A 26,004-nucleotide genomic window follows, 5' to 3' on the forward strand; every position below is an offset into this window, starting at 1 on the left:
CGCCAACTAATTCAGGGTGTAGCGCCGCCAAGGGATGGCCCGCACCGGCACCCGGGACAGAAAGTTCACGATATCACGCCGACCACGATAGGTCGGCACGCCACGCCCGTTTTGCGCCATAAGCACGATAGGAACGCCGGGAAATGCTGGCCGGAAACTGTCCGCGACATCATCGGCCTGGGTGCCACTGTTGAGCACATGCGGCTTGACGATAACAACGGCGAACGTGAGGCCTTGCTCACGGATTAAAGCACCTTCGAACTGCATTTGTTTTCTCCTGGAAAAAAGAAGCCGCCTCACCCCGGGCGGCTTCAGGTTTTAGCCACGCGGGGGGAACGAGTCGTTGCCGTAGGAATCCTTGTCCCGGATCTGACCGTTGGGACGATGGATCACCACTTCGCTCTGCTGGTTAATCGCAATTCTGCGGGCAGCCGCTGCGGCATCCGCTTGTGTTGCGTGGGTGGAAGTCACCTTCTGGTTTCCGGCACCACGAACGGCCCAGTCACCGTTATGCGGTACCACATGCTGGTTTTTCTTTGTCATTGCATCAAAATCCTTTTTCTTGAGTGCCACATTAACTTACATTAACTAGTTTTTAATTGTCAATATGCGAAAAAAGGTTTACACATAGGTCTTAGAATTTTACACATGGAGCGGTCGTGACGATTGAGCTGAAAAATGTACTGGAGCTTGCCGATGCGGCACTTGCTGCGGATTACACGCGTGTGCGCCGTGCTGCTAACGCGCTCGCGCGCGATCTGGCCAAGGGCGGCGAGGATGCGGTAGCGAACGAACTCAAAGCCCTTGTCCGCAAACGTGGGGTGCCCTTGAAGGCATCTGGTTATGTGGAAACACTACCGGTGGATTCGAAATCCCGCCTTCCACTGCTTGAGGAGCAGACTTGGCCCGACACGCCCATTTTTCTGAATGAGGGTGCGTGGCGGACGTTCAACGATTTTATAGCGGACGCGAAGCGAATCGAAGATTTGAGTGCAAAGGGGTTGGCCTCGCGTCTCGGCCTTCTTCTTTCTGGGCCACCAGGCACAGGAAAGTCACTTCTCGCAGGCCATATCGCTGCGCAGCTGTCGCGCCCTCTTTACGTAGTTCGGCTGGATTCCGTGATTTCATCGCTGCTTGGCGACACTGCGAAAAATATCCGGTCCGTTTTTGATTTCGTCCCGAGGAAAGATGCTGTACTTTTTCTAGACGAAATGGACGCTGTCGCCAAACTGCGCGACGACAGGCATGAGTTGGGCGAGTTGAAGCGCGTCGTCAACACCGTGATTCAATCGCTTGATGCTCTGGATCCCAGTTCCATTGTCATTGGTGCGACAAATCACTCACATCTTCTCGACCCCGCTATCTGGAGGCGATTTCCGTACAAAATTGAGTTGGGTATTCCAGAAGAAGGCGTTCGCGCCGACCTTTGGCGACATTTTCTGTTCGAAGATAAAGACGACGACGGCCGAGCTGGTTTGCTGGCAATGGTCTCCGAAGGATTGTCTGGCGCGGACATCGAAACAGTCAGTCTCACAGCACGCCGACACGCACTTCACGAACGGCGCGACCTTGATCTGGGGACCGTTGTTTCGGCGCTTATAGAATTGAGATCGGGCCATGTTGCAACGCCTCAGCGCCATCCACTTGACGCCGAGCAGAAAAGACAACTCGCCGTGACGCTGAAGGAGAAATACGCGATCGCCGGCGCGGATACCGCGCGCATTCTCGGAGTGTCCCGTCAGGCAATTTATGGCTACCTGAAGCAGCAGGACGGAGAGACGCAACATGGCTGAAGAACGAGACCTGCCTTTACTTTACCCGGTCCTCAGTCTTCAGATGGACCCGTCGCTCAGAAGCCCGACCGGCCGCGGTAAGGGCATCGACAGCATTGTAAGCGAGCGCCTGGGCCGCCAACAGGAAGTTCTTGCGCGGGAAACCCGTGATATCTACGCCGACAGTGCGGACCTTCCGACCTATTCGGGCCTCACGCATCTTGTCGTTCGCATGTTTAGTGAGGATTCTCTAGCTCCGACACACACACCGGATGACCTGTTCTCACCCGATAACGGATGTCGCCTCGTCGCGCCGTTTCACAACGGCTATCTGATCGAAGCTGAGGTCAAGGCGCTGCCCCGGCTCATTCAAGCGATCGAGCGTCCAACAGGATATGCGGTTCAGGCTGATATTTCACGAGTATCGGCACTTGAGCGCTTTGATACGGCCAATCGATTGCGGGGCCGCTCGATCAAGGACCTGTGGGAGGCTGCTCCGGAGGATGACGATGGACGGCTCTTCGTCGTCTGGCTGGCCCCATTCAGAAATCGCACAGCACAGGCTGAAGTGCTGGAACGTATTGTGGCATTGTCTAACGAGCAGATATTGCTTTCAACGTTTACCAGCGTCCGCCTCACAATCGGGTCTGCGGATGAAGTCACGGAACCCCGTCCGGTGACAACACCACGCCAATCCAGCATCGCGCGTGCGATGCGCGACTATCGGAACACCGGTGTTGGCCGAGCAACTGTCCGGATCCCGAATAAGGAGGGCTTGATACGCCTCATTGCGTCAGGGGCCTCCTACAGGATTGATCCGGTCCGGCCAATTCGGGTCGCAGCTCCTGGAGAAGGTACGGAGCCACTGGCGCCCGCCAATCTTTCCAATGCTCCTGTCGTCGCAGTTATCGACGGCGGCCTGCATGCCCAAAGCTACAGCGCAGCCGAGGCGTTTCGTGCAACGCCATTCGTTACAAATGCGCAGGCTGACCGCCGTCATGGCAATTGCGTAAGCTCGCTCGTTATCCACGGGCATGCGTGGAATAGCAATCGCTCCTTGCCAGAGCTGGATTGCCGCGTTGGTTCGGTTCAGGCAGTTCCCCATGCGAATGCCAACCGACGTTTCGACGAGCGAGAATTGGTCGATTACCTGGCTGAAGTTGCTCGCCTTTACCCGGAAGCTCGCGTGTGGAATATTTCCGCAAATCAGGACGGCGTTGGCCTGGATCCGTCTGAGGTCAGTGTCCTTGGCCATGAAATCGGCCTCCTCGCACGCGCCGCCAATATCCTTCCGGTGATCTCGGTCGGAAATGTCGGCCCCGACAACCATACGCGACCGAACCCGCCGGCTGACTGCGAGGCTGCGATTGTGGTGGGCGGACGGCAGGCGCTTGCGGATGGAACGCCGGGTGATGGGTGCCCATCCTGCTTATCAGGTCCTGGACCCGATGGCATGATGAAGCCCGACCTGTCGTGGTTTTCGACCCTCCGGATGTTGGGCGGGGTCGTGGAGACAGGAAGCAGCTATGCTGCACCGCTGGTTTCATCCTTGGCTGCTCACACATTTGCGCAGCTACGTGAACCGACGCCAGATTTGGTAAAGGCACTTTTGATCAACGCTGCTGAACGCGATGAGCATGATCCGCGGCTCGGATGGGGAACACCCTACCAAGGCCATCTCCCATGGACCTGCGCGCCTGGTAGCGTGACGCTTGCCTGGCGCGCCCAACTCGAACCAGGAACTGCATACTATTGGAACGACATTCCCATTCCTCCGGAGTTGGTACGCAATAAGAAGCTGTTTGGACGCGCAAGCCTCACAGCGGTGTTGCGGCCGCTGGTATCTCCCTATGGCGGCGCGAACTATTTTGCCTCGAGGCTGGAAACGTCGCTGACGTTTCCGACGGGACCCAAGAAGTGGTCGCCGCTTCTGGGGTCAATGCAGGAATCGACCCTTGCCGAACAAGACGCACGCGGCGAATTGCGCAAATGGCAGCCGATCAGAAGGCACTGCCGGAATTTTACAAAAGGCGCTGGCCTCGGCTTTTCCGGCAATCACCTACGGCTGTATGCCCGGGTCTTCATGCGTGATCTTTATCAATTCGGCTGGACGCACCATAGCCAAGCTGGCCCCCAAGACGTCTCTTTCGTCCTAACTCTGTCGAGCGCGGACGGGGACAAGTCGATCTATGACTCGACTGCTCAGGCCCTCGGGAATTTCGTCGAAAGCGCGGTCCTCAATCAGGATATCGAGGTCAGCAACTGATGTCCGGCGCTTTAATGCCGGTCGCAGCGCCGATTCGCGCGAACGTGTAGTTCATCAGGCCGATACGGCGCGGTCGCGCTTTCCGACGATCGTGTCGGACGGAAGGCTGTCGAGCAGTTGACGCGCCTCCTGCGGCGATAGCACCGGCGTTTTACCACGTCGGCGGGAATGCGCCGGCCCGCGCACAGAAGGAGCCGGGTTCTAGACCATCACTTGGCCGGTAACCAACCAGTCGAACAGATGCCGAACGGCCGCTAAACGCTGTTTGACCGTTAGCGCCGAGTGGGTTTTCGTCAGCCCCTCGATCCACGCCGCTAAATGGATCGGAGTGATTGCTGCCAATACTGTCACGTCCCGCAACTCGCACCAGGAAAGCAACTAGGTGGGGGCTTTAAGATAGGAGCGACGGGTATTGGCATTGCGGATTTGTGCGGTGAAGAATTCCATGAACCGCATTCGGGCCGGCTCACCACCTGATTTAAGAAGAGGCGACAGACCGGCCGGAGCGTAAAAAGCAATTTTACTCATGGTCTAGATCGAATAGGCATTTAGACCAAGGAAATCACGTCTGCTGAACCGTGGGTCGCCGACCGATCCCAATCCCATGACAGCATGGATGTACTCATCGAACCAGTTGAGAACGTCAGCCGCAACATCAGCACAATCCTCAAGGGTAGTTCCGGAGAAACTGCCCCCGATTAATCGGCCTTCATGGATGAGAACATTTCTCATATCCTTGAAATCGCGAGATAAGACCCTGATCCCAGCTCTGCCGGCAGCATAGGTGACGCCCTGGAAGTAACTCATGTCCCGAGCTTGCACGGTCTTTTCCGTCTCCACAATAATCTGCAGGAGCGTTGTGGTGCTAAGATAAAGGTCCTCAAATGACCAACAGGCCATCGAATCCAGCCAGTGATGCAGAAGAAGCAGTGCTTTTTCCTGCGCGCCAACCGTATTCCATGCCGCGACGAACTGCGCGACCTTGGTCACGAATTCCGCTTCGGATTTTACGATGGCATTCCCATCACCCATCGCTCTTTCTCGGGGCCAGTGGGGTCCGTTCTGCATCAGCATGACATCACTGCCGGGCAACGATCGCTTGGAGGTGACGCTCAGGCCAGTCAGATACGAAGCCCCCAAAACCAGGGGGATCATTTCATCAAAGGCTGCATCGACCGACGCAGACCCGTTGCTGAGTGCTGCCGGATGGGACGTGAAGTAGGTTTCAGCACATTGTCCCTGCCTGATCGCCGCCACGTTCTGGTCATAGCGACTGTCCTTCTCAAATGACCAGACGCCGGTTCCGGTCGTTACATCAAAGCAACGAGGCTCCCCCGGCAAAACAAGATTCACAATGCGGAATCCAATCATGCGATTTCCTCTCCTATATGTGATAAAGGACATTATCATATATGAGGAAAAGCAGCGGACTGTTTTGATTACCGCTAGTATGTCTTTTCAGCAACCTAGCTCTTGATATTGCTCTCTGAGGAAGGCACATTCTTGACAGGGCCGATAGGGGGTGAGACATATTGCATAGCTTACGCGATAAGCACCTTGCGTGCTTGGTCCGACGTTTCGTCAGACATCAATTGATTGTTAGGTTTTATCCGGTGTGGAAGAACGTGGTGTCTTACCGCCACAGGCCGCTCCGCTCGGTAAAACCCCACGTTCTTCCACACCTCCAAGGGTAAGTGATAGCTGGGGGTGACATAACAGACTTGGTATACCGCTTCGAAGCGAAGTCGCTGCACGTCCGCGCGCCAAGTCCAATAATCCTGCTTTGTGGCGGGCCTATTGACGTTAAGACGCCAAAACCGGTTTCCCTTCGCGAAGCCTACACATTAGTGTACGGGCGTACCACACTTCGGGACTATGCAAACGTCACGCCCGAAGAGTTCAAGATATTTGCACCGGACGGCAACTATCAGGACTGGCTAAGCTTCGAGAGCGAATTCGCTCAAATCGTGGATTTGATTATCCTGTTTTCGGAGAGTTACGGCAGCGTAGCGGAGCTTGGCGCATTTGCGATGGTCGAAGAAATTGCCCTTCGACTGCTTGTGGTAATGGACGACAAGAATTACGCCGACCCTTCCTTTGTAAAGCTTGGCCCCGTTCGACGACTGGAAACCAAATACGGCAAATCGGCGGTCTGCGTGCTAAACCGGCAAGACATCAATATTTCAGATATTACCAAAGTGGCAGACGTCAATCTAGACAAATTCGCAGCTACGCTCGTTGCGGCCATCACCAGACGGAAAAGCGATTACAAGGAGCGTACCACCTTCATTCCCGACAGAACTGGCCATCTTATCAAATTGATCGTTGGCTTAATCCAGCATTATGGTGCTCTGACCGAGACCGAAATCGAAGTGCTACTTTTTGCCATGGACCTAAAGGTAAGGCCCGAAAAGATCCCAGATTATCTGTTGTGTGCGGTGAATGCTAACTGGATCTTAAAGGACAAAAGAGGCGTCGAAGAATATTTTTGCGCACTACCCAACACGGGTCCCGCTATAGAATATAAGCTGCGCAAAGACCTGCCCGTGGAAGAGAAGGACAGAGAGCGTTGGCGAGCTCGGGTGATTGAGCACTGGAAAACGACGGATGCTGATCGGTTCAGCAGCATCCAGGCCGCCCTAAAGAAGGCACTATGATGGGCAAGATCGTCGAAGCTCTCGCCATAGAAACTGGAATGGATGTAGGTCTTGTAGAGCGCATTATGCGAAGTGCGCCCGTTAGATACAAAACTTATCGTATTCCTAAGCGCACTAAAGGTTTCCGTGAAATCTCACAACCCGCTATCGAAGTAAAAGCACTCCAGCGCGGTCTCATCGAAATCCTGCTTCGGAACCTTCCAATGCACGAAGCTGCAACAGCTTATCGCACGGGTATGTCGATTAAGGATAACGCCTTGCGTCATGCTGGCGATGGCCCCATTTTGAAAATGGATTTCAAGGACTTCTTTCCGTCTATCCGACCACGCGACTGGTTTGCTTATTGCAAGCAAACCGCCGTGCTGACCGACGCGTTAGATATCCATCTGACAAGCCTGCTTTTATTCCAGCGCCCGAAGGGCAGCTCAGTTTTGCGGCTCGCAGTTGGGGCACCATCATCACCATTCTTGTCTAATGCTCTGATGTTCGAATTTGACACGGTGATCGCACAGGCAGTAGCACAGGATCACGTAGTGTATACTCGCTACGCTGATGACCTCACTTTCTCGGCACCCCGCACAGGCCATCTGGTTAATGTTGAAAAGAAAGTACGCGACACCCTGCGAGCGCTTGAATATCCGACCCTGGCGGTCAATGAAGACAAAACAACGCGGGTCACACGGAAATACGGTCGCAAAGTCACCGGGCTTACACTCACCAACGATGGGAAGGTTTCAATTGGCAATAAGCGCAAGCGACTTATCCATGCTTCCGTGCACCATGCGTCTTTAGGGAAGCTCAATAATGCATCACTCGGTGAGCTTAAGGGCCTGCTAGGCTTTGCCAACAGTGCGGAGCCTCAGTTTATCGGCGTTCTTAAAGAGAAGTATGGAGCCGATTTAATTCATTTCATTCAGACGTTTGATAGTCCTAAGCGTGAGCAGTGAGAACAGCCGAGATATCTTTCGGTAAAGTCAACACCCGGCTCGCACCCAATCACAGATTAACCAGCCAAAGGGTACTTGGAGTTTCTGCCTAAAGGTCAAATCATACAATATTATATTTCAAAAGTTTTAATCAGCAAGCTTAGACCGTTCATGCCGTATAGTTTCATGGCTGTTAGCTTTCGCTTGAGTTTGACCCATTTTCTTTTGCACAGTAATCCACACATGCCGAATAAAATTGTTGTCGGACAATTCACTGCAGCGAATTTGCTTGTGCGCGTCCGGCCAAGTCATTTCGCGAACTGCGCCATCCAGGCGATGATCTGGCGTTAGTACCAGCATTAAAGCTGGGATTAGATCGGGATCTTAGAGGTTGGCATGGCTCGCACGGAGATTATATCAGGCATTGAACGCAGGCGGCGCTGGCCGGTGGAGGTGAAGCTCACCATCCTGGCGGAAGCGTCTCAGCCAGGCGCGCGCGTCTGCGATGTGGCACGTCGGCATGACGTTCATCGATCACAAATTCGTGTCTGGCGCAGAACTCTCTGCGGTCGAAATGACTCACCGTCGTTCTTGCCACTCCGACTTGTTGACAACGATCCTTCCCGGCAGGTGCCATCCAATGTGTCCCCGGAAACGTTTGTACGGATCTCGTTTCGCAACGGTCGCAGCCTGAAGGTACCGGCAAACATCGAGCGAGAGACTTTGGCATCATTGATCGCTTGTGTTGAAGCGGCATGGTCGGGCCGTCAGGGAATGTACAGGTTTATCTGGCCTGCGGAGTTACCGACATGCGTCGTGGTATCGATGGATTGTCTACACTGGTCGAGGGAGTGATCGGGCAAGCGCTTGGTCTGGCGCGATCTTCGGGTTCCGCGGCAGGCGCGCCGACCGGATCAAGCTTTTATGGTGGGACGGCCAGGGGTTTTGCCTGTTTTACAAGCAGCTGGAGAAGGCGAAATTCTGCTGGCCGCGCATCGGACACAGGCGGGTCCAGCTCCAATCACCCCTAGCTTCTGGCTTTGGTTTAGGGAAAGAACTGGAAGCGGGTTTGCTTTACGCCTGTCAAACCGCCCGAGATTGTTGGGTACGACCCCTGCGGCGAAGTGAAACAGGGTGTTAGATTATCCGCACCAAGGGGTAGCGCAATCATAATCAAAGCGATCCTCGTTGGTTGAGCAGTTGAGCAAGCCTGAGAGGGGCCAAAACCGGTTGAAATTGCTGACGGCTTTCTTAGGAAAGCGGAGGCGCCGGTCGTCTGGCTCGGCTGGCGATACCTCCGGTAACCAAACTTTCGCGGCAGCACTCGACATGCAACTCTAAATAAGCGATTGCTTGTGCAATTCTTGCGGATTTTCACATGCAGCGGCCCTACTTACAGAAAACCATCGTCGAGCTTCGGACACTGTTCGAACAATTCAAAAACGACAGAGCTGAACTGAATCTGCTGGCTTTTGAGCTCTCAAAAAGAAGTGTCCAGAAAGCAAAGGTCCTCGGTCAAGAGGTAGACGACGTTCTTCAATCCTTGTCAGGCTTAACGCCAATTGAAAAAGACTCGCCTCGACCAACAGGCCCCGTCCGACCGGCGTCAAGGCCCGCCCTACCAATCCAGGTAGAAGGTGGCCTTATCCAGGATGAGTATCCCGTAGAGCTCAAAGGCCTACATCCCGTTACTCCTTCCGGACGAAAAGACGATCCGGCTGACCTGCCACTGAAGTTTCATCCGGCTGCGATTAGAGCCTCGGCGGTTTTTGATACGCCAAATGGCGCGGTGGGAGCAACCGGCGGCAACGCGAAGCTTCCACTTTGCGTAGCGTTGGAGCCGGTTGCGGCGATGATCCCGGCATAGTCCGCCGGGGTCTGGTATCCGAGCGATGAGTGCGGCCGGAAATTGTTATAGTCGTCGGCCCATTCCGCAATGGCGCTGCGGGCATGATCGAGCCCAAAGAACAAACTTTCATTGAGCAGTTCGTCGCGCATGCGGCCGTTAAAACTCTCGACATAGCCGTTTTGCATCGGTCTTCCCGGCGCAATGTAGTGCCACTCAACCTTATGATCCTTTGACCAGGCAAGGATGGCATTCGAGGTTAGTTCGGTCCCATTGTCTGAGACAATCATGCCGGGCTTGCCCCGTCGCTCGATAAGCGTCGTCAGTTCTCGCGCGACACGGCGGCCGGAGATCGATGTGTCCGGGATCGCCGCCAGGCATTCGCGCGTGACATCGTCGACCACATTGAGGACACGGAAGCGTCTGCCGCAGGCGAACTGGTCGTGGACGAAATCCAGCGACCAGCGGGCATTTGCCTTTGCTTCGACGAGGATCGGCGCACGCGTACCGACAGCACGACGCCTGCCTTTCCGCTTGCGCACGGAAAGACCTTCCTCGCGATATAGCCGGTAGATGCGATTGATACCAGACGGCTCTCCGTCTCGTCGAAGCAAGACGAACAATCGACGATAGCCGAACCGGCGGCGCTCATTGGCCAGATCGCGCAACTTCGCTCGCAGCTCTAACTCAGGTGGTCGACTGGATTGATAACGGACCGTCTTGCGGTCGGCAGATATGATCTGGCAGGCCCGCCGCTCCGAAAGCCCCATTGTGACCTTCAGATGCGTGACGGCTTCACGCTTGGCGGCAGGCCCTACCATTTTTTTCCAAGAAGCTCACGAAGAGCGGCAACATCCAGCATCTGCTCGGCCAACAACTTCTTCAGCTTTGCATTCTCGTCCTCAAGCGCCTTCAGACGCTTGGCCTCCGACACCTCCATGCCGCCGTATTTGGCCTTCCAATTATAAAAGGTCGCCTCGGAAATACCGTGCTTGCGGCAAAGATCAGCGGCCTTAACGCCCGCCTCCTGCTCCTTCAGCACACCAATAATCTGCTCTTCCGTAAATCTCTGCTTCTTCATAAGTCCGTCCTCGATGAGCCGGACTATAATCGAATCTGGAGGAAATTCTCAGTGGCAGGTCACGGCCTCCATATTGTCTGCTTGGACTGCGCTGGAGGCATTGTCACCGCAAAGCTACAAACGACCGGAGGATCTGGCGTCCGGAGAGCGAAGCAGAGTTGTGCCTTTAGCCGGCGCAGACCTTCCATGGAAGCGAGGTCTGAAAGCTAAACCAAAACATCGACTCTTCTTTCAGATTATCCTTGGTAGCATCGCGCTGGATCGGGCGACAGATCTCCTCGTTGAGGCCTTTGGAGAGGATGAAGAGCGTTCAAGGCCGGATGGGCGCAAGGCAGTCATCGCCGCCATTCTCGTCGACAAGAATGGCTACTTGCTAGATGAAAATGCCGTTGCTATTTCAAGCTTCGCTTGGGCTCTGCGACCGGCGCTCGAACGCAATCTTGGTCATCTCGGAAATTGGCCAAAGGTTCAGGCCGTTGTTCTTGAGAAGCTTGACAAGATCGTCCGCCGCAAGGACGGGGATGGCAACCCGCTCCCTATAGACGCAGACTCTATAAACTCGGCTTATAATTGGCTGGTGCGGCAGTTTGCTGTTCCCGATGAGCTACTGGAGGCACCCACCTTCACGCTCAAGGTGTTTCACCATTTCAAGGCAAGGACGCCGCCAGAACCATCGCTGCTCAACTCGTTCTTCCTCGACGATATTGGATTGGCATCACAGCTCATTGCTTCCGGCCAGCAGGGCGACGGACTCAGCAGATATCTCGGGATTTTAAAGGTTAGCCATCCCATTGACGTACTGGTGCCGCCTTCAGCGGTGGAGCCGCACATTGCACCCTTAAAAACACCCCAGGCCCGTTGGCCCTCCAGTGGTCATCATCCGCTCGTCCTGCTGCAGCAGGCAGCAGTCAATGTCGCGAGAGACGAATTGGTCACCAAGACCGGTATAATTGGCGTGAACGGTCCACCCGGAACCGGAAAGACCACCCTTCTGCGTGATGTTGTTGTCGGATGTGTTCTGGATCGTGCATCTGCTATGGTACGATTTGAAAAGCCGGTCGATGCGTTTTCAACCACGGGACAGAAGATGGGCGTTGGTGGTAACGCCTTTTTCCACTTCTATCGCCTGGATCAAAGCCTACGCGGGCATGAGATTGTGATTGCTTCCAGTAACAACAAGGCAGTCCAGAATGTTAGCGAGGAGTTGCCGCTTCTTAAAAACAACGGACGGGCGGATGAGATTTCCTACCTGCGCTCCATCAGTGACATTGTTGCTAATCCGAGACGCTTTGGCGTGGAGGACGACGAGGACATTAATCGTTTACAAAAGAGGACGTGGGGCCTGATTGCTGCCGTCCTGGGAAATGGGGCTAATCGATCAACTTTCCAGCAGACTTTCTGGTGGCATGAAGACGGCGGGTACCGGATTTACCTGAAAGCAGCCAAGGGTGACGATGTCCTGCGAGAAATAAAGGACGAAAATGGCAAACTCATACGTCGGGAAATCCCTTCTGTCGTGACAAACGAGTCTCCGCCGGTCAACGAGGCCGCCGCATTGTCGAACTGGAAGAAGGCTCGCAATCGTTTTCTCACACTCCGCAAGCAGATCAATTCAGAAATTGCAGCATTAGAGGTTGTTCGAAAATCCTGTGTCGAATTGCCAGGCTTGAAAAAGGCGGTCGCTGCTGCGCAGATTAGGCTTGGGCCCATGGTTATGGCTGTTGAGCAGGTGAGCGCACGGGAAAGCGAGGCGTCAGCTGGGCTGTCTGCAGCACAATCGGTGTTTGAGCGGGCACGAAATGAAGTCCTTGCTCACGATCTCCGACGCCCTGGATTCGTTGCTCGACTGTTTGGGACCTCGTCGTGGCGGGCGTGGCAGGCGCGCAAAGCCGCCATAAACAGTGAAGGCGACAAAGCGCGGTCGAGCCAGACGGACGCAACCGCATTGCACGACGCCGCGAAGACGGAGTTGATACGGCTTAAATCCGAAGTCGAAAGAGCTGAGGCAGATCTACGAGCTCTTCGTTCGGATGCTGCCATGCATGAAGGAACGATTGAGACAGCCAGAGCGACGCTGGGCGCACGATTGATCGATGATCGGTTTTTTGCCCAAAATCATGAGGCGATTAATCTAACGGCGCCTTGGTTGCCGGATAGCCTTCATCGTAAGCGAGAGGATCTGTTTGCCGCAGCGCTCAACGTACAGAAAGCTTTTGTCGATTCCTCGGCGCAGAAAGTGCTTCACAACCTCAATATCTTGATGAGTGCCTTTACCGCCGGCGCTCTGCGCAATCCGAGCCACAAGGCCTTACTTGGCGACCTCTGGTCTACGCTCTTCATGGTGGTGCCCGCCGTGTCCACGACGTTCGCGTCCATCAACACCATGTTTGGTGACCTCGGTTCGGAGGCAATTGGCTGGCTCCTGGTCGATGAAGCTGGTCAGGCTGTACCGCAGGCCGCGGTCGGCGCAATCATGAGGGCCAAGCGTTCGATTGTTGTTGGTGATCCACTCCAGATACCGCCGGTGGTCTCTCTTCCGGAGAAACTCAATCTCGAGATCTGCAAATTCTTCTCCATTGATAAGGATCGTTGGTCCGCTCCTACAGCATCAGTTCAGACCTTGGCAGATCGTGGCTCGCCATTTCAGTCCACATTCAATGGGGAGACTGAGCCGCGACGGGTTGGGTTTCCGTTGCTTGTCCATCGGCGGTGCCAGGATCCAATGTTCAGCGTATCCAATACGATCGCCTATGACGGGCAGATGGTCCACGCAGTGTCGGATCCAAACCCCGGTGAAGTTGGGCAGGATTTTGGGCCATCCTGCTGGTTCGACATCGATGCCGACGCAGACACAAAGTGGTCACCAGGAGAGGGAGACGTTGTTGTTCGAATGATGAGGAGGATCGCGATGCTCGGCATTGTGTCTCCAGACGTGTTTATAATCTCGCCTTTTAAGATCGTTGAAACGGAGATGCGCCGTCGGCTCGAACGAGAGACCGATATCTTTAAGGCGATCGGGGAGGATGCCTCCATCTGGGTGCGGGATAGGATTGGAACGATCCATACGTTCCAAGGCCGAGAAGCCGAGACCGTTATCCTGTTGCTTGGTGCACCCAAGCCTACTCAGCACAGAGCGCGTGTTTGGGCCGGAAATCCGCCTAATATCCTCAATGTTGCAATTTCGCGGGCGAAACAGAACCTCTACGTGGTCGGGTCTCAGAATGCATGGGCAGGAGCAGGACAAAGTTTTCAGACGCTCATCCGATCGATGCCGGTGCGCAAAATATGATGACGTTCGATTGTGCGACGTGCTGCCAGCGTGAAACTAAAACATAGAAGGGGGAAGCTGAGATGGCTCGACGGGGTGGGTTAGAAAAGTTTGTGATGGCGATGGCGCGCGAGGCCGCGCGTCAACAGCGCGTGGGTGTGGCCAATCGCAAGCGCCAAATACGGGAAGCAGAGCGACAGGTTCGCGAGGCTGAGCGCGATGAGCGGGAAAGATTGCGCGATGAAGTTCGGTATCAAAAACAGCAGATTGTTTCTCAGCGGGAGACACAGAAGGCCCAAGCGGTCCGCAGGTTAGAAGACCGGCAACAGGAAGCTGACAAGAAGAACGACGCGATCGCTGATCGGCTGAAGGAGCTGGAAGACATTCTGACAGATACGTTGGCCGTCGATGATACATTGGATTTTGATAGCCTGCGGGTAAGCCAGAACGCGCCGATCCTGAAACTGGGTGTCGCGCTGGAGACCTTGGCGCAATCGCCGCAGCTTGAGCACTACATTGCTGATGTTCGAAAGCCGTCCAAGATTGCGTCGCTTATGCCGGGCACGGAGGGCCGCTACAAACGAGCCGTTGAAGCGGCGGAAAATCGTTATGCTGCCGATTTGGAAGCTTGGCAGAAAGCCGAGACAAAACGGAGAGACACGGTGCGCTCGCTCAAGGGCAAGCATGATGATGAGATGAATGCATTCAAATTGAAGGTTTCTCAACGGGATGCCGAAGTTGACTTGTTCAGGGATCTTTATTTTTCCGCAGATCCCGATGCTGTTATCGCCTATAATACGATGGTTCTGGAACGGTCAGCTTATCCTGAAGATTTTCCGAGAGCCTTTTCTATCGGATATTCTGCGACTTCAAAACAATTGGTCATTGAATTTGAACTGCCGACTGCAGATGTCGTGCCGCACTCATCTGAGTTCCGATTCATAAAGGCCCGCGATATTATCGAAGCAAAGCCGCGAAAAGCCACCGAGACCAAAGCGCTTTATCAGGATCTGATTGCAAGCATCGCGTTGCGAACGTTGCATGAGGTGTTCGAAGCTGATCAAGCGCAGGCGATCGACACATGCTGTTTCAATGGTTTCATTCACACGGTCGACCCAGCGACAGGCCGTGATGTTCAGCCTCACCTGATTTCTGTCAGGACAACGAAACCAGTATTCTCCGAGATCAATCTGTCGCGGGTTGATAAGGCAACTTGCCTCAGAAATCTGGGCGCCGCCGTATCGCGACATGCCGCCGAGGCGCAGCCTGTTAAACCTATCGTCGAGTTCAACATGATGGATGCGAGGTTTATCGACCAGACGGATCTTGTTTCCGGGTTGGGTTCTGCGCCGAACCTGATGGACCTGACCCCGGGCGAATTTGAGGTACTCGTCGCAAATCTGTTTGGTCAAATGGGGCTGGAATCCAAGTTAACACGTTCGTCAAGGGACGGTGGTGTGGATTGTATCGCCTATGACAAACGGCCAATTCTGGGCGGAAAAGTCGTAATTCAGGCCAAGCGCTACCGCCATACCGTCGGCGTTTCTGCAGTGAGAGACCTCTACGGCACTATGATGAACGAAGGTGCCAACAAGGGTATTCTTGTCACCACCAGCGGGTACGGGCCTGATGCTTTCAGTTTTGCATCGGACAAGCCGATCGAACTAATTGACGGCGGTGGGCTGCTCTATCTGCTTCAGGAGATTGGGACCGAGGCACGGATCATCTTTCCGCCGTCATCTTAGGAGTCTCACCGAGCGCGGTGTGAACGCAGCCGAGGTGGGCAGGTAGCCCGCTCACCGGCGCTCCAGAACGTGCTGCGTATATACTACCTAGCCTACAATGCCCTTGGCTCGGTGCGCTGCCTGCCAACGCCTTGAGAACGCCAAATGAAGCACCACTACATTCCGCGGTTTTACCTCAAGCCATGGCAAGGCCCCGATGGGAAGCTCGAGGTCTTTCAGCGGCGGTCCGATGGTCTCATAGTTAGCAAGCGCATGCATCGTAAAGCCACGGGCTATGCCATGGATCTGTACAAGCTTCCGGATGTCTCCCCTGCTGACGAGCATAAGATGGAAAGCGCTTTTATGTCGCCGATCGACGACGAAGCCGTCCGTGCTCGCGACCTGCTGCTGGGCGAAATGGCGCCAGCCGACGGAAGAACCCGTAGCGCTTGGAGCCGGTTTATATTGTCTATGATGCTGCGCAGTCCGGAAGAGGTCGCGGCGTTCAAAAGGTATTACACCGACCTCGTACCGACGATGCATCCGGAGCTTCAATCAAAATACGCCGCAATGAGACAGGATTCAAACTCTACGTATGATGAGGATCGGATCGTGCAGTATGATGCGCCGCATATAGAGCGGTCAGCAATGTTCGCGATTACGACTTTCATCGAGCACCCACCCGCATTAGACCTCTTTCAACGCATGCACTGGATGATTATCGACACCAGCTCAGTAAAGAGACGACTAATGACATCGGATCGGCCAGTGATGCTAACGCAAGGCGTGCTGCAATACGCGGGGCATTATGCGCTTCCAATAAGTCCAACGCGACTATTTTTCGCAGCGACCAATGTCGATTTTGCTAGGCAATTTGCCTCTCTGCCGCGGAGCAAGATCGTTCGATTAATTAATACGCTCGTCATGGGGCAGGCACGAAAATACGTTTATGCTGTCGACGGTAGTTATCTGGCTGACGTCAGGCGCAAAATGGGCAAACAGCCGGCTCCGACTATTTTAGGGCCTATGCTTAGGGCTGCCGAAGCCTCGAAGATAAATGAAAAGATAGATGGACGATAGTAACGACGCCATCATTGACTCGTCTTGCAATCCCAACAAAATCGAAGTTGGCGGAGCTGTTCAACTTGGAAACCACCAGCACCGTCAACGAGGAATGGTGTGGCTTCCTGCGTCGACGGACAGCTGACTTCAGCGGTTAGGTTTCCATTCGCGGCGAAGCAACGTGGTGAAATCCTCGACCAGCTGGGTGGCATCGTGGTGCAGAACTGCGCGAGGCCGTTGAGGAGGACTAAGATGAACCGGCTTTCTCTCAGGCTGCCCGAATCCCATACTGTAAGATGACGGGCTTGCATCCTGCTCGCGCTGGGTGCGCCACACCACCGAGTCTCCAGCGTTCAGAGTCGCGGCAATGACGATGTGGGTCAATCGTTGGGTTGGATCGATTTGGTCAAGGACAGCTGCTCCGAATGCTAGCGCGGATGCCAAGTGTTGCTGAACATTTTCCTCAATGACAATCGGACCATGACCCTGTCGATCCATAGCCAGCGTGAAGCGCATCCCGCCCATGGGGTCGATTACGAATTCAGATCCTTTGCTCTGCGTCAGGACCAGCGCATGGTCTTCAATGTGGTTCGTAGTCGATTTTCCCATATTGAATATTTTGGCTCTGCCGAAAAGAGCTAACTGGGCGAGTTGGTCGGCAAATTCCTTCCGTTCGATATCCGCCGGACGAATGATCGTTTGCGCAGGCCCTGCCGCGATCGAGACGACCAATTGCCTTCCTTCCTGATAAAAACCGCGATCACTTTCGGATTTCGGCAGGAGACCCAATGCACGCGTCAGCATTTCATTTGCGTCCAGCGGACCCGCCGCATTCGCGATTTCCCATTCGTGCACAGCACGGGTGATCATTGCTTTTAGCTGTTCCGGCTTAGTGAAGCCGCCGCGGAATAATCCGCTGGCCCAAGCCTGAACTTCAGTCATGAATTGTTTTTCGTCCTCATCGCGATCAACGCCCTCTTGCACGAAAGCAATTACCGGACAACGGTCGCGTGCCTCGCGGTACTCTTCGTGAGTGGCTGACAGACCGGACGGCTGCGTAGCACCGTAGTGTTCGCCGAGTATCAAAATCACCAAACCCGATTGCCGCAATCCTTGAAGGCAGGCAACCTGAGGCGAATTCGGGCTTGCGATAAACTGTTCTGCCATAACCGGTTGGTGGCCCAGCTGTTCGATCGCTTCTTTTGCGGCCGCCCGTATTGGTTCCATCCCTGTGATAAGCGAGCTGATGAAGATCTTCATGTCAGATTATCCTTGAAACAGTGATCACAATAGTACCCACATTTCATATAGGAAGTTTGGGAAGAACTGCGCATGGGATGCAGTTTTTTTGGACTTACCACTGTCAGCAATCCCAAGCTTGAGTGGCTCTTCACTCAGCTAATTATCCCGAGAATAGATGGAAGACCCTTAAGTATTATAAGGAAAAATATATCCAACAATTTCAATCGCAGTGAAACAACGGATTTGCTATCTTTTTGAAATTCATTGCCTTTGGGCGCTGGCGAACATATCGGTCAGCGGTTCGTATCCCCTCAAGAGCTAGCCCTGTACATGCCTCTGTCGTAGACATAGCTCGCAGTGCAATCAGTGACAAAACCGTTCGCTTGATCAGTGAATCCAATCATTGAAACGCTGGCGATGTTTACGGTATCACCAGCATGCTTGTCTTCAGGCCGCTTCCCACACCTGGTTCAATATTTTTGCCGCGAGGGCTGCTTTGTCTTGTGGAAGAAAACGCCCGTAGTGCTGCTGAACCATTTCCGGCGTATCCTGAATGGCGTAGCTCGCCTGTTCATACGAGCCGGTGAGTTTCAGAATGTGCGTTGCCAACACGTCCCGAACATTGTGCGGTCCGTGTGGCAGCAAGCCACTGATCGCTCCGCGACCCGTATACGGGTTATAGATGCCGTAGCGTTGGATGATAAGACGCCAAGCCTCGTAAAATGTCGTCTGATTATAGGCGGCGTCAGCGCTTGATAGCTTGACGGTTTTAACGAAGAACGTACCCGGATCGGTAGCCTGACCGAGCAGAACCTTTCGATGACGTTCGATGTAGGCGTTGATGTAGTAATAGAGGTCCAGCAGGTCAGGCAGGATCAGCCTGAATGGCTTCGATCCGAAGAACGACGAGTTGGCGTTTTTAAATGCGACCGATGGGATCAGCACCTCCCAGCCATTCTCTCTGTCACTCCATCTAATTTCGCCGCGCCGCATTTCTTCAAGACGCCTCTCAGACGTTGGGAAATGACCACGTGGGCAAAACAGCAGTTGTCGCAGGTTTTTTTGTCGCAGGCCGAGATGAAGTCCTAGCCTCAACATGAGAAACGAGCGTACGGATTCTGCAGCCGCTCTTGGGTAGCGGTCTTTATCAGGCATTCGGAGAAGGATTTCGTCTGTGATCTTGCGGTATTCTGCCAGAGGGCTGGGTGCCTCCAGCACGCACATGATCGGCTCGAATGGGTCTCGATGAACGCGCATCACCCGCTGGATTTCCCTGATCCGGTTCCTTGCATGGGAATGGAACGCATCGCAGCAAGCATGCCAATCACGCCGGGCAAACGCAATTTCGGCTTTCGAAACCAATCCATCCAACGGCACTACCCGGTCCACGAGTTCAGGATGCTGCCTGATCCAACCGGTTTCCTCCCGGGTCAGCGACAGCGAGATGCTGAGCATGTCCGCTTCCCAGGCCGTGTAGAAGCCGCGTCGTCGCTCGCGCCACTGTAGATACCAATCCCAGACACCAGGAAAAACCAAGAGGCCGAAGGTCAATGCGCTCAGCGACACGCCCCTGCCAGCGACTTCGCCCTCAGGAGACGCAGCAAGAGCACCAAACATCAATCCAAGATGTTCGAGCTTCTGAGATGCTGTCTCTTCACCCCATACTCCATTACGTTTGAAGCCAACTGCGGTCAGGGTCGCGGTCTTAAACGACATCAGATTGGCCATTTCAAGCGCCAGGCTGGCGGGGGCGTCGATTACCCCGGAAAGCATATCTGGGTCTTCAAGCTCGTCCTTACATTCATCGACTACCTTACGGGAGGACAACATCGGTCTGTGAGAACCGCCGTAGGTCACACCAGGGAAGCGGATGGCATAACGTTGCTTCGTAGCCAGTGCCTGATAACGACGGTAGTCCGTCGCACCGGTTAAGATCACGCGCCTGACCCACTCAAGAATTTCGGCACGCTTTTCCTCCGGCAATAAGTTGAAATCATCCGGCAGATGCCACGCCAAACGACGACGCTCTGCAGGAGATACATCGTCACCAACCTCATATCCGACCCCGGCACGAGACTGGTGGGGAAGCTTGTCCTTGAAGTAACCGAGTGGCAGTCGGTATCGACGTTCTATTCGATTGAGGATTTCCAGGTTTGCCACGCTGCGTGGCACTTTCGTTCCCTTCAACCAGCTCAACAACGTTGTTGCTTCAAGCGCATCGCCCTCTCGGAATATGGCACGATGCAGGTGGTAGTAGCTTTCGCCGAAACGGTCGATATGGAATCGGAGAGCCGCCTGAAAAGAAACCGGTTCGTCGTAAGTCTCGAAAAGCGGTTCTGGGAACTCTTCGATGGGTTTAGGTTTCGGGCCAGGTTTAAGGCCACGGCTGGCTTTTGCCGTTGTAGGGGTGCGTTTACTTGAGAGATTTTTTTCACTGCTGCGTGTCTTTGTGGCCTTGCGGGTGATCGAGGCCTTTCTATCGCTCGGCGCCGTTTCAGCGAGCCAGCGTGAAATGGCATCGAAACCGTATTGGGCAACTCTCCTGAGTTCCGCCGATATTTGCTCAAGACCGCATGCGAGTGAGATTTCTTCCCAGTTGACATGCCTGCCGAGCATTGGAGGATGCATCCGATCATCAATGAGACCGGTCATATATTCTGAAAGTGCGCGAAATTGCTTTGCATCTGTAAGCGGTGCCAGCTTCATTTCGCAGAAGCTTGACATCTTGCGCCGAAAGACGATTGCCGATTGATCTATGCTCATTCAGGTTTCCCTTGCAGATTACAGCCCAGCCCGGGGGCGGTGTGCTAAGGGAATGAGGTTAATGAGGCATTAATACACTGATTGAACTGATGCGACTACGCCGAAGAGACATCGCGAATTCTAACGATTCCTGATTAAGCTCCTCTGGACACTTGGTTCACCGGAAACTCGACAATCAGCTCATAGGCTGTGCTGCGGCCTCCAGCGTCTCCCTTTCTCAGGATGCCTTTCTCCAACAGGTCTGCAATGTCGCGGGACGCCGTATCTTGAGATGCGTTTGTCAGCTTCGCCCACTTCGTCGATGTGAGCTTGCCTTCGAAGTTGCCCTCTAGCAACCTGTTGAGGACCTTGGCTTGTCGCGGGTTAAGATCATGCGCCGCATGCTTTTGCCAAAAATTATTTTTCAGCATGACGTTGTCAAGAGTTGCCAGCGCGCCGTCAACAGCGTTGCCCAAACGATCTAAGAACCACTCAACCCAGCTTGTTATGTCGAGAGATTCATTGCTGGTGACTAACTGCAGAGCTTCGTAATAGCCAGTGCGCGACCTCTCGATAGCGGCGGACATAGAGTAAAGTCTCTGTGCCCCACCACCACTCTGTGCAAGTATCATGTCGGCGATTGCACGGGTAATGCGACCGTTGCCATCCCCGAAAGGATGGATGGCTACGAACCAAAGGTGGGCGATAGCGGCTTTGACGAGAGGATCGAGATCATGTGTTTCGTTGAACCATTCGAGGAAGGTTGACATCTCACGCTCTAAGCAATCTGCCGGTGGCGCAACATAGTGAACTTTCTCATAGCCGAATGCGCCAGACACGATCTCCATACGTCCGCCCGAGTCGTCACGCCACTCTCCGACACGCAGCTTGTGACCCCATTCGTTTCGTCCGGTCGGAAACAGCGCTGCATGCCATTGAAATAGCCGCTCTGCCGTCAGTAGGTGTGAGCAATTGATCGTGGCGTCGAGAGTGATATGGACAATGCCCTCAACAGACCTGTTCGGGGTCACGAAGCCATCGATGTCGATACCAAGCCGTCGGGCTAACGATGATCGGACCTGCTGTTCATCCAGGCGCTCCCCTTCGATCGCCGACGATTTAACGACGTCGTCCGTCAGCGCCTGTAGGAACGTTGCCTCGCGTGTGCGAAACCCGAGACTCTCAACGCGGCCGATGAGGCGCCCCTGATCGAGGCGTACGGCTGCAAGCCTTGATGCCAAGTGCTCAAACTTCCATCGGAATTTCGGCCATTGAGAGGATTGCCAGATATACACCATGGCTCATGGTGTACGCTCCGGATGCGGAGAATAGCAAGCTTAATCTCCGCAATTATGCGGATTATATCGCGCTTAATCTCCGCACGGCGCTTCAATCAGTGATGCTTAGGTCGCACCTGATTTTTCCTGAGTGCAAGATATTTTACTGAGGAGTAGAAAAACCGAAGGTTCGTCATTTACTCTGTAATTAAATTTGTGATCGTTTGGCGCAACGGTTGAACACTCATGGGATGAGGAGTGATTAATGGAGATTACGAGTATGAGCTTTATGGCCGATTATATAAAGGTGCTAGCGTTTGGTCAGTTTCTGCTCGGTTGGGCGTTTGTCATTGTCGGACTACTGTTCGCAGTTAAGTGGACCGTGCAACTTCTGAAAACCCCCCAGGTAATCGAGGCTAGAATTTGGGCAGGCACGCAGTTTCGAAGCTCCTTTGTCTTGCCAGACGTGAAGCCACTCGGCCGGAAGGGCAAATTCTTTTGGTCATGGTACATACGCATCGTGAGTGACCTAACTGGATTGGCAGCTTTGATTATAGCCGCGTCTTTGTTGCTTGATGTGTTAAGTCCTTCAGGTCAGATGTCCTTCAAACTTTATCTGATCTTTTCGGGCCTTGCCGCTTTCTATTTTCTGTCGGGTTGTGGCCTCATGGTTCAAGGGCGAAAAGAACAAAAGCGAATAAGCGGCGACAACGACCGTGCTCCGCTCGATATCTCCGGATGATACGATCCGCCAATCGCGACAACGTTTCGTAAGAACGGGGCCGAGCTACAGTAGATGTGGTTGTATAACGCCCGTCAGAATAACGCGACGTAGCCTCCACGAGGTTCGAACACTCCTAAAACAACAGCCGCTTGAAGCGCCACAGATGATGATACAAATCGCTGAGCATCTGTGTGGTTTCCGCAGGAAAACCCTTTTGAGTTAGAAGCGAGCGCAGCGTACCTTCAGGCATCTCTCCTCGGCTGTTGCGAACGAATAAGTAAAACCGCTCCCAATCAAGGGGGTGCAATGAACGCGTATTGGCCAATATCGAAAACTGCTCGAACAAACGCTTGGACTGCGGAGGCAACTGATAGCCGCTACGCGAACGCTCGATCCGCATCCTATAGTGTGTGCCGAAAGAACTGTTGTAGTCGCGTAAAAGCGGCCCAAAAATTTCTTTGCAGAAGGCTATATATTCGTCTCTGGTCGGATGGCCGGATTCCCAAGTAGCCGAGCGCATTTCTACCTGGACTCTAGCCTCGTCAGGTCGAACAATCAGCTGGCCGCCTGATCTTAAATTTTCTGAAATTACTAGCAAAAAGAAATTCACGAAATTCAGACCCTCTTTGCCGAAAGAGTCCTGATGGAGTTCGACAGTCATCTATGTTTTGGACTCTGCCAAGGAGACCATTCGCGCAATGAATAAGAGAGGATCGCTACCAACAGCGATATCAATATCAGGGAGCGCTTCTCTGACATTCATGGCGTCACCTTACTTAGTAATCAGTTTCTTACAGACAACCAACTTTCGTGAGAAACTTGAACACAGTGATATTGGCTTTTAGGAAAGCGATATCTAAAATTAAGAAGTTCGATAGTCACCCTTTAACACGACTGAATTTGAAGGCAAATTGGCCTCGACAGTTCTACGAAAACTCGTACTGCATAGCCGGCGCCATGAGAAAAAGACACTGGGCCATCTTGTTAAAGCCGTGCCGTGAAATTGCTTTGGCAAGACAACCCTTTAACCGAGAAAATTGAATAGCAGGGTCGGCGGTTCGATTCCTATCAAGGCGTTGCCATCCAGCTCGACCGCCTATTGGAGATGGCCAAACGACTGGCCGTACGATTGGTGAGGCAGATGAAGTCGATACGCAGACCCGCGCTCATTTCGGTTCTCCTACAATCTTCAGGGCCATCTCCCAAAGCCGATCCGCATTGGCTCTGTCGAGTGCATAGGCTGCCACTCCTTCGAGCCTGCCATCCGGCCTTTGCGCAACCATCGGCGCTTCCTGGCAATTGTCGAAATACCTGCCGTTCACACCGTCGAGCAGCGGTGACGTCGCCAGAAGCACGGATGTCGCCGCACCCTGTTCCGGCGTCTTTCGAAACGCTTCTGGCGTTTTCAATCCTCCGGTATGGCGCTGGAGGTTGGTTGCGATAGCGCCGGGATTGAGTGCATTCGAGACAATGCCATCGGCTGCCCAGCGATCCCTGATGCCGACTGCAAGCAAAATACAGGCAGTCTTGGACTGACCATAGGCCAGCAATGGATTGTAGGGGATGAAGTGGAAATGCGGGTCATCCCAGAACACCGGGGCAAACAGGCTGCCGGTCGAACTGACCGAGACGACGCGCGCTCCTTCCGCCGCTGCCAAATGACGGCGCAGGCCGAGCGTGAGGGCAAAATGGCCGAGGAAGTTTGTGGCGAACTGCATTTCATAACCCTGGGCGCTCCGCTGCAGATCTGGCAAGGCCATGACGCCGGCATTGTTGATAAGGGCATGCAACGGTTTGTCCCAGTTGTCGACAAAACGTCTGACCGAGGCTAGATCGGACACATCCAGCGGACGCACATCGATGTTTTCGTTGCCGGTCTCGGTTCTCAGGTTCTGCGCCACCTCTTCGGCCGCATCTGGCCGGCGCGCAGCGATTGTGACCGAGGCGCCGGCTTCGGCGAGGCTTTTCACCGTTTCAATCCCGATACCGCTCGCGCCGCCGGTGACGATCATCGTTTTCCCGGTCAAATCGACACCGGACAGCACATCTGTGGCAGTTGAGGAAAATCCGAAAGGCAGATGTTGTGACATTGCTTTGACCCTTTAATGTGTTTGGTTGCAATGGAAATAGCATTCCGGCATTGTCCGGTGTAGATGGACACAAACGAACAGCATGCTGAGGTTTTTCGAACAGTGGCGGGCTTGTCGCCGGCTGAGCTGACGGCCTTCGTCGCTGTGGCCCAGTTTGGCGGATTTCGGGCCGCCGCTCGCAGATGCAATCTCAGCCCCTCTGCCCTCAGCCACAGCGTCGCCAATCTCGAGACGCGTCTGAACGTCCAGCTTTTCCATCGCTCTACCCGCAATGTGTCGCTGACGGATGCGGGGCAGCGGTTCCTGACGCGACTCCGCCCCGCGCTGGACGAGATCGCCAAGGCAACCGAAGAACTCGGCGATTTCAACACCACCCCTTCTGGGAAGATACGGATCAATGCCGATGCTACGGCCGCCGAGCAGGTTCTGAGGCCGCTGCTACTGAAATTCATGACCGCATTCCCCAAGGTGCAGATCGAGATCGTCAGCGAGAGGCAGCTCGTCGACATAGCCGAGCATGGATTTGACTGCGGAATCCGGTCCAGTGAAATCGTGTCAGAAGACATGATCGCTGTGCCGATCGGGCCAATGCAGCAGCATGTCGTTGTCGCTGCGCCTTTCTATCTCGACGGCCTTCCGGCATTGCGCTCCCCCGCCGATTTGAGTGAGCACCGCTGCATTCAACTCCGCATGCCGAGCGGAAGACTATACCGCTGGGAATTCGAGCACCGGGGAGAAGCCCTGGTTGTCGAGACCAAGGGTGGCCTTATCCTCGACAACTCCCGCCTCATTCTTGCAGCGGCAATGGACGGCTACGGGCTGGGCTATGTCACCCGATGGATGGCCGGCCCCGCGATCGATGCAGGCCTGTTGGTGTAACTCCTGCAGGAATGGACACCACCCTATCCCGGACTGTGCCTCTATTATCCGCGCCATCGTCACCTCAGCGCGTCGATGCGCGCCTTCGTGGCATACCTTCGAGAGCAGGCGCAGTAAAATTGTACCGGCGCATGCCCCTGGGCGGAGGGCAGGGATTGGCCTTGATCAGCCGGTGTGTGGGACTGTTGACTGACGAGCTCTGCGGAAAAGTTTAAGCGGCCGCGCGCGCCGGGGGCTGTCGATCCCGGGTCCCGGCATTGCCGGCGCTTTGCTGACCCTCCTGCGGCACCCCGTTTAACCGGTCTTGCGGGAGGCGAACGGCTTTCGCGGTTTCCGCTTCAGCTGGTATGCCCATTTCTGTTTCGGGCACTCTTGAGTGCCAGACAACCGTCGCTGCACGATGATCGCGAGCAGTGACATGTTACTGCTTCCGCTTGATCTGCGCAGG

At 54.3% G+C, this 26,004-nt stretch carries 20 protein-coding genes and 1 pseudogene; 11 read left to right on the forward strand and 10 right to left on the reverse strand.

The genetic code is table 11. The features are described 5' to 3' along the window. Positions 1 to 6 precede the first annotated feature (6 nt). Positions 7 to 267 (reverse strand): hypothetical protein, encoded by a 261-nt coding sequence (locus RMR21_RS24035; protein ID WP_498672551.1) that lies wholly within the window; start codon positions 265 to 267, stop codon positions 7 to 9. Between the two features lie 51 nt (positions 268 to 318). Further along, positions 319 to 543 carry a DUF2188 domain-containing protein gene (locus RMR21_RS24040; RefSeq protein WP_498672553.1) on the reverse strand — a complete coding sequence of 75 codons (225 nt, stop codon included), beginning with the start codon at positions 541 to 543 and terminating at the stop codon, positions 319 to 321. Between the two features lie 278 nt (positions 544 to 821). Here RMR21_RS24040 and RMR21_RS24045 point away from each other — a divergent pair, with 278 nt between their 5' ends. Both RMR21_RS24045 and RMR21_RS24050 read left to right on the forward strand, forming a co-directional pair. Next, entirely contained in the window at positions 822 to 1,793 is a 972-nt protein-coding gene (locus tag RMR21_RS24045) for an AAA family ATPase (RefSeq protein ID WP_498672663.1), read from the forward strand. After that, positions 1,786 to 4,038: a S8 family peptidase gene (locus RMR21_RS24050; protein WP_498672558.1), complete on the forward strand. Its 2,253-nt coding sequence runs from the start codon at positions 1,786 to 1,788 to the stop codon at positions 4,036 to 4,038. Before RMR21_RS24045 ends, RMR21_RS24050 begins: the two co-directional genes overlap by 8 nt. A 201-nt stretch (positions 4,039 to 4,239) precedes the next feature. Here the strand turns inward: RMR21_RS24050 and RMR21_RS24055 are convergent, their stop codons facing one another. Together RMR21_RS24055 and RMR21_RS24060 are read right to left on the reverse strand one after the other, a co-directional pair. Continuing rightward, positions 4,240 to 4,389 carry a site-specific integrase gene (locus RMR21_RS24055; RefSeq protein ID WP_498672561.1) on the reverse strand — a complete coding sequence of 50 codons (150 nt, stop codon included), beginning with the start codon at positions 4,387 to 4,389 and terminating at the stop codon, positions 4,240 to 4,242. A gap of 180 nt (positions 4,390 to 4,569) precedes the next feature. Next, positions 4,570 to 5,409, reverse strand: a complete 840-nt coding sequence (locus RMR21_RS24060; protein WP_498672563.1) for a hypothetical protein — start codon at positions 5,407 to 5,409, stop codon at positions 4,570 to 4,572. A gap of 350 nt (positions 5,410 to 5,759) precedes the next feature. Between RMR21_RS24060 and RMR21_RS24065 the strand changes: the two genes are divergently transcribed. From RMR21_RS24065 to tnpB, 4 genes and pseudogenes are all read left to right on the forward strand, one after another. Continuing rightward, positions 5,760 to 6,695 carry a retron St85 family effector protein gene (locus tag RMR21_RS24065; RefSeq protein ID WP_498672565.1) on the forward strand — a complete coding sequence of 312 codons (936 nt, stop codon included), beginning with the start codon at positions 5,760 to 5,762 and terminating at the stop codon, positions 6,693 to 6,695. Then, positions 6,692 to 7,642, forward strand: coding sequence for a retron St85 family RNA-directed DNA polymerase (locus tag RMR21_RS24070; protein ID WP_498672567.1), 951 nt, complete (start codon positions 6,692 to 6,694; stop codon positions 7,640 to 7,642). Before RMR21_RS24065 ends, RMR21_RS24070 begins: the two co-directional genes overlap by 4 nt. A 375-nt stretch (positions 7,643 to 8,017) precedes the next feature. After that, positions 8,018 to 8,476: an IS66-like element accessory protein TnpA gene (tnpA, locus tag RMR21_RS24075; RefSeq protein ID WP_498672568.1), complete on the forward strand. Its 459-nt coding sequence runs from the start codon at positions 8,018 to 8,020 to the stop codon at positions 8,474 to 8,476. Next, positions 8,377 to 8,762 (forward strand): annotated as a pseudogene (tnpB, locus tag RMR21_RS24080) (IS66 family insertion sequence element accessory protein TnpB). The gene tnpA and the pseudogene tnpB overlap by 100 nt, the downstream one beginning before the upstream one ends. A 596-nt stretch (positions 8,763 to 9,358) precedes the next feature. On the opposite strand, the gene RMR21_RS24085 reads toward tnpB, so the two are convergent. Beyond that, a protein-coding gene (locus tag RMR21_RS24085; RefSeq protein WP_498668974.1) for an IS3 family transposase occupies positions 9,359 to 10,548 on the reverse strand; the annotation gives its coding sequence in 2 pieces (ribosomal slippage) (positions 9,359 to 10,296 and positions 10,296 to 10,548; 1,191 coding nt in all). 73 nt (positions 10,549 to 10,621) lie between these two features. Between RMR21_RS24085 and RMR21_RS24090 the strand changes: the two genes are divergently transcribed. The 3 genes from RMR21_RS24090 to RMR21_RS24100 all read left to right on the forward strand — a co-directional run bounded on the left by RMR21_RS24090 (position 10,622) and on the right by RMR21_RS24100 (position 16,620). Beyond that, positions 10,622 to 13,837 carry a DEAD/DEAH box helicase gene (locus RMR21_RS24090; RefSeq protein WP_498672570.1) on the forward strand — a complete coding sequence of 1,072 codons (3,216 nt, stop codon included), beginning with the start codon at positions 10,622 to 10,624 and terminating at the stop codon, positions 13,835 to 13,837. Positions 13,838 to 13,932: 95 nt separating this feature from the next. Continuing rightward, positions 13,933 to 15,561: a restriction endonuclease gene (locus RMR21_RS24095; protein ID WP_498672573.1), complete on the forward strand. Its 1,629-nt coding sequence runs from the start codon at positions 13,933 to 13,935 to the stop codon at positions 15,559 to 15,561. 144 nt (positions 15,562 to 15,705) lie between these two features. Then, positions 15,706 to 16,620 (forward strand): DUF4238 domain-containing protein, encoded by a 915-nt coding sequence (locus RMR21_RS24100; RefSeq protein ID WP_498672575.1) that lies wholly within the window; start codon positions 15,706 to 15,708, stop codon positions 16,618 to 16,620. Between the two features lie 129 nt (positions 16,621 to 16,749). Here RMR21_RS24100 and RMR21_RS24105 read toward each other — a convergent pair whose 3' ends face one another. The 3 genes from RMR21_RS24105 to RMR21_RS24115 form a co-directional block, all read right to left on the reverse strand. Continuing rightward, positions 16,750 to 17,862 (reverse strand): DUF4062 domain-containing protein, encoded by a 1,113-nt coding sequence (locus RMR21_RS24105; RefSeq protein ID WP_498672577.1) that lies wholly within the window; start codon positions 17,860 to 17,862, stop codon positions 16,750 to 16,752. Between the two features lie 429 nt (positions 17,863 to 18,291). Further along, the gene (locus tag RMR21_RS24110) at positions 18,292 to 20,550 is read right to left on the reverse strand and encodes a hypothetical protein (RefSeq protein WP_498672579.1); all 2,259 of its coding nucleotides are present in this window, start codon (positions 20,548 to 20,550) and stop codon (positions 18,292 to 18,294) included. 191 nt (positions 20,551 to 20,741) lie between these two features. After that, a complete protein-coding gene (locus tag RMR21_RS24115; RefSeq protein ID WP_498672581.1) occupies positions 20,742 to 21,884 on the reverse strand; it encodes a Fic family protein in 1,143 nt (380 codons plus the stop codon). 244 nt (positions 21,885 to 22,128) lie between these two features. On the opposite strand from RMR21_RS24115, the gene RMR21_RS24120 reads away from it, so the two are divergent. After that, entirely contained in the window at positions 22,129 to 22,605 is a 477-nt protein-coding gene (locus RMR21_RS24120) for a hypothetical protein (RefSeq protein ID WP_498672583.1), read from the forward strand. Positions 22,606 to 22,720: 115 nt separating this feature from the next. Here RMR21_RS24120 and RMR21_RS24125 read toward each other — a convergent pair whose 3' ends face one another. Together RMR21_RS24125 and RMR21_RS24130 are read right to left on the reverse strand one after the other, a co-directional pair. Continuing rightward, positions 22,721 to 23,248, reverse strand: coding sequence for a hypothetical protein (locus RMR21_RS24125; RefSeq protein WP_498672585.1), 528 nt, complete (start codon positions 23,246 to 23,248; stop codon positions 22,721 to 22,723). A 505-nt stretch (positions 23,249 to 23,753) separates the two neighbouring features. After that, a complete protein-coding gene (locus RMR21_RS24130) occupies positions 23,754 to 24,677 on the reverse strand; it encodes an SDR family NAD(P)-dependent oxidoreductase (protein ID WP_498672587.1) in 924 nt (307 codons plus the stop codon). Positions 24,678 to 24,779: 102 nt separating this feature from the next. Here RMR21_RS24130 and RMR21_RS24135 point away from each other — a divergent pair, with 102 nt between their 5' ends. Then, the gene (locus tag RMR21_RS24135) at positions 24,780 to 25,556 is read left to right on the forward strand and encodes a LysR family transcriptional regulator (protein WP_498672592.1); all 777 of its coding nucleotides are present in this window, start codon (positions 24,780 to 24,782) and stop codon (positions 25,554 to 25,556) included. Positions 25,557 to 26,004: the final 448 nt, after the last annotated feature.

The sequence above is a fragment of the Agrobacterium sp. rho-8.1 genome, assembly GCF_033957725.1.
Classification (GTDB): domain Bacteria; phylum Pseudomonadota; class Alphaproteobacteria; order Rhizobiales; family Rhizobiaceae; genus Agrobacterium.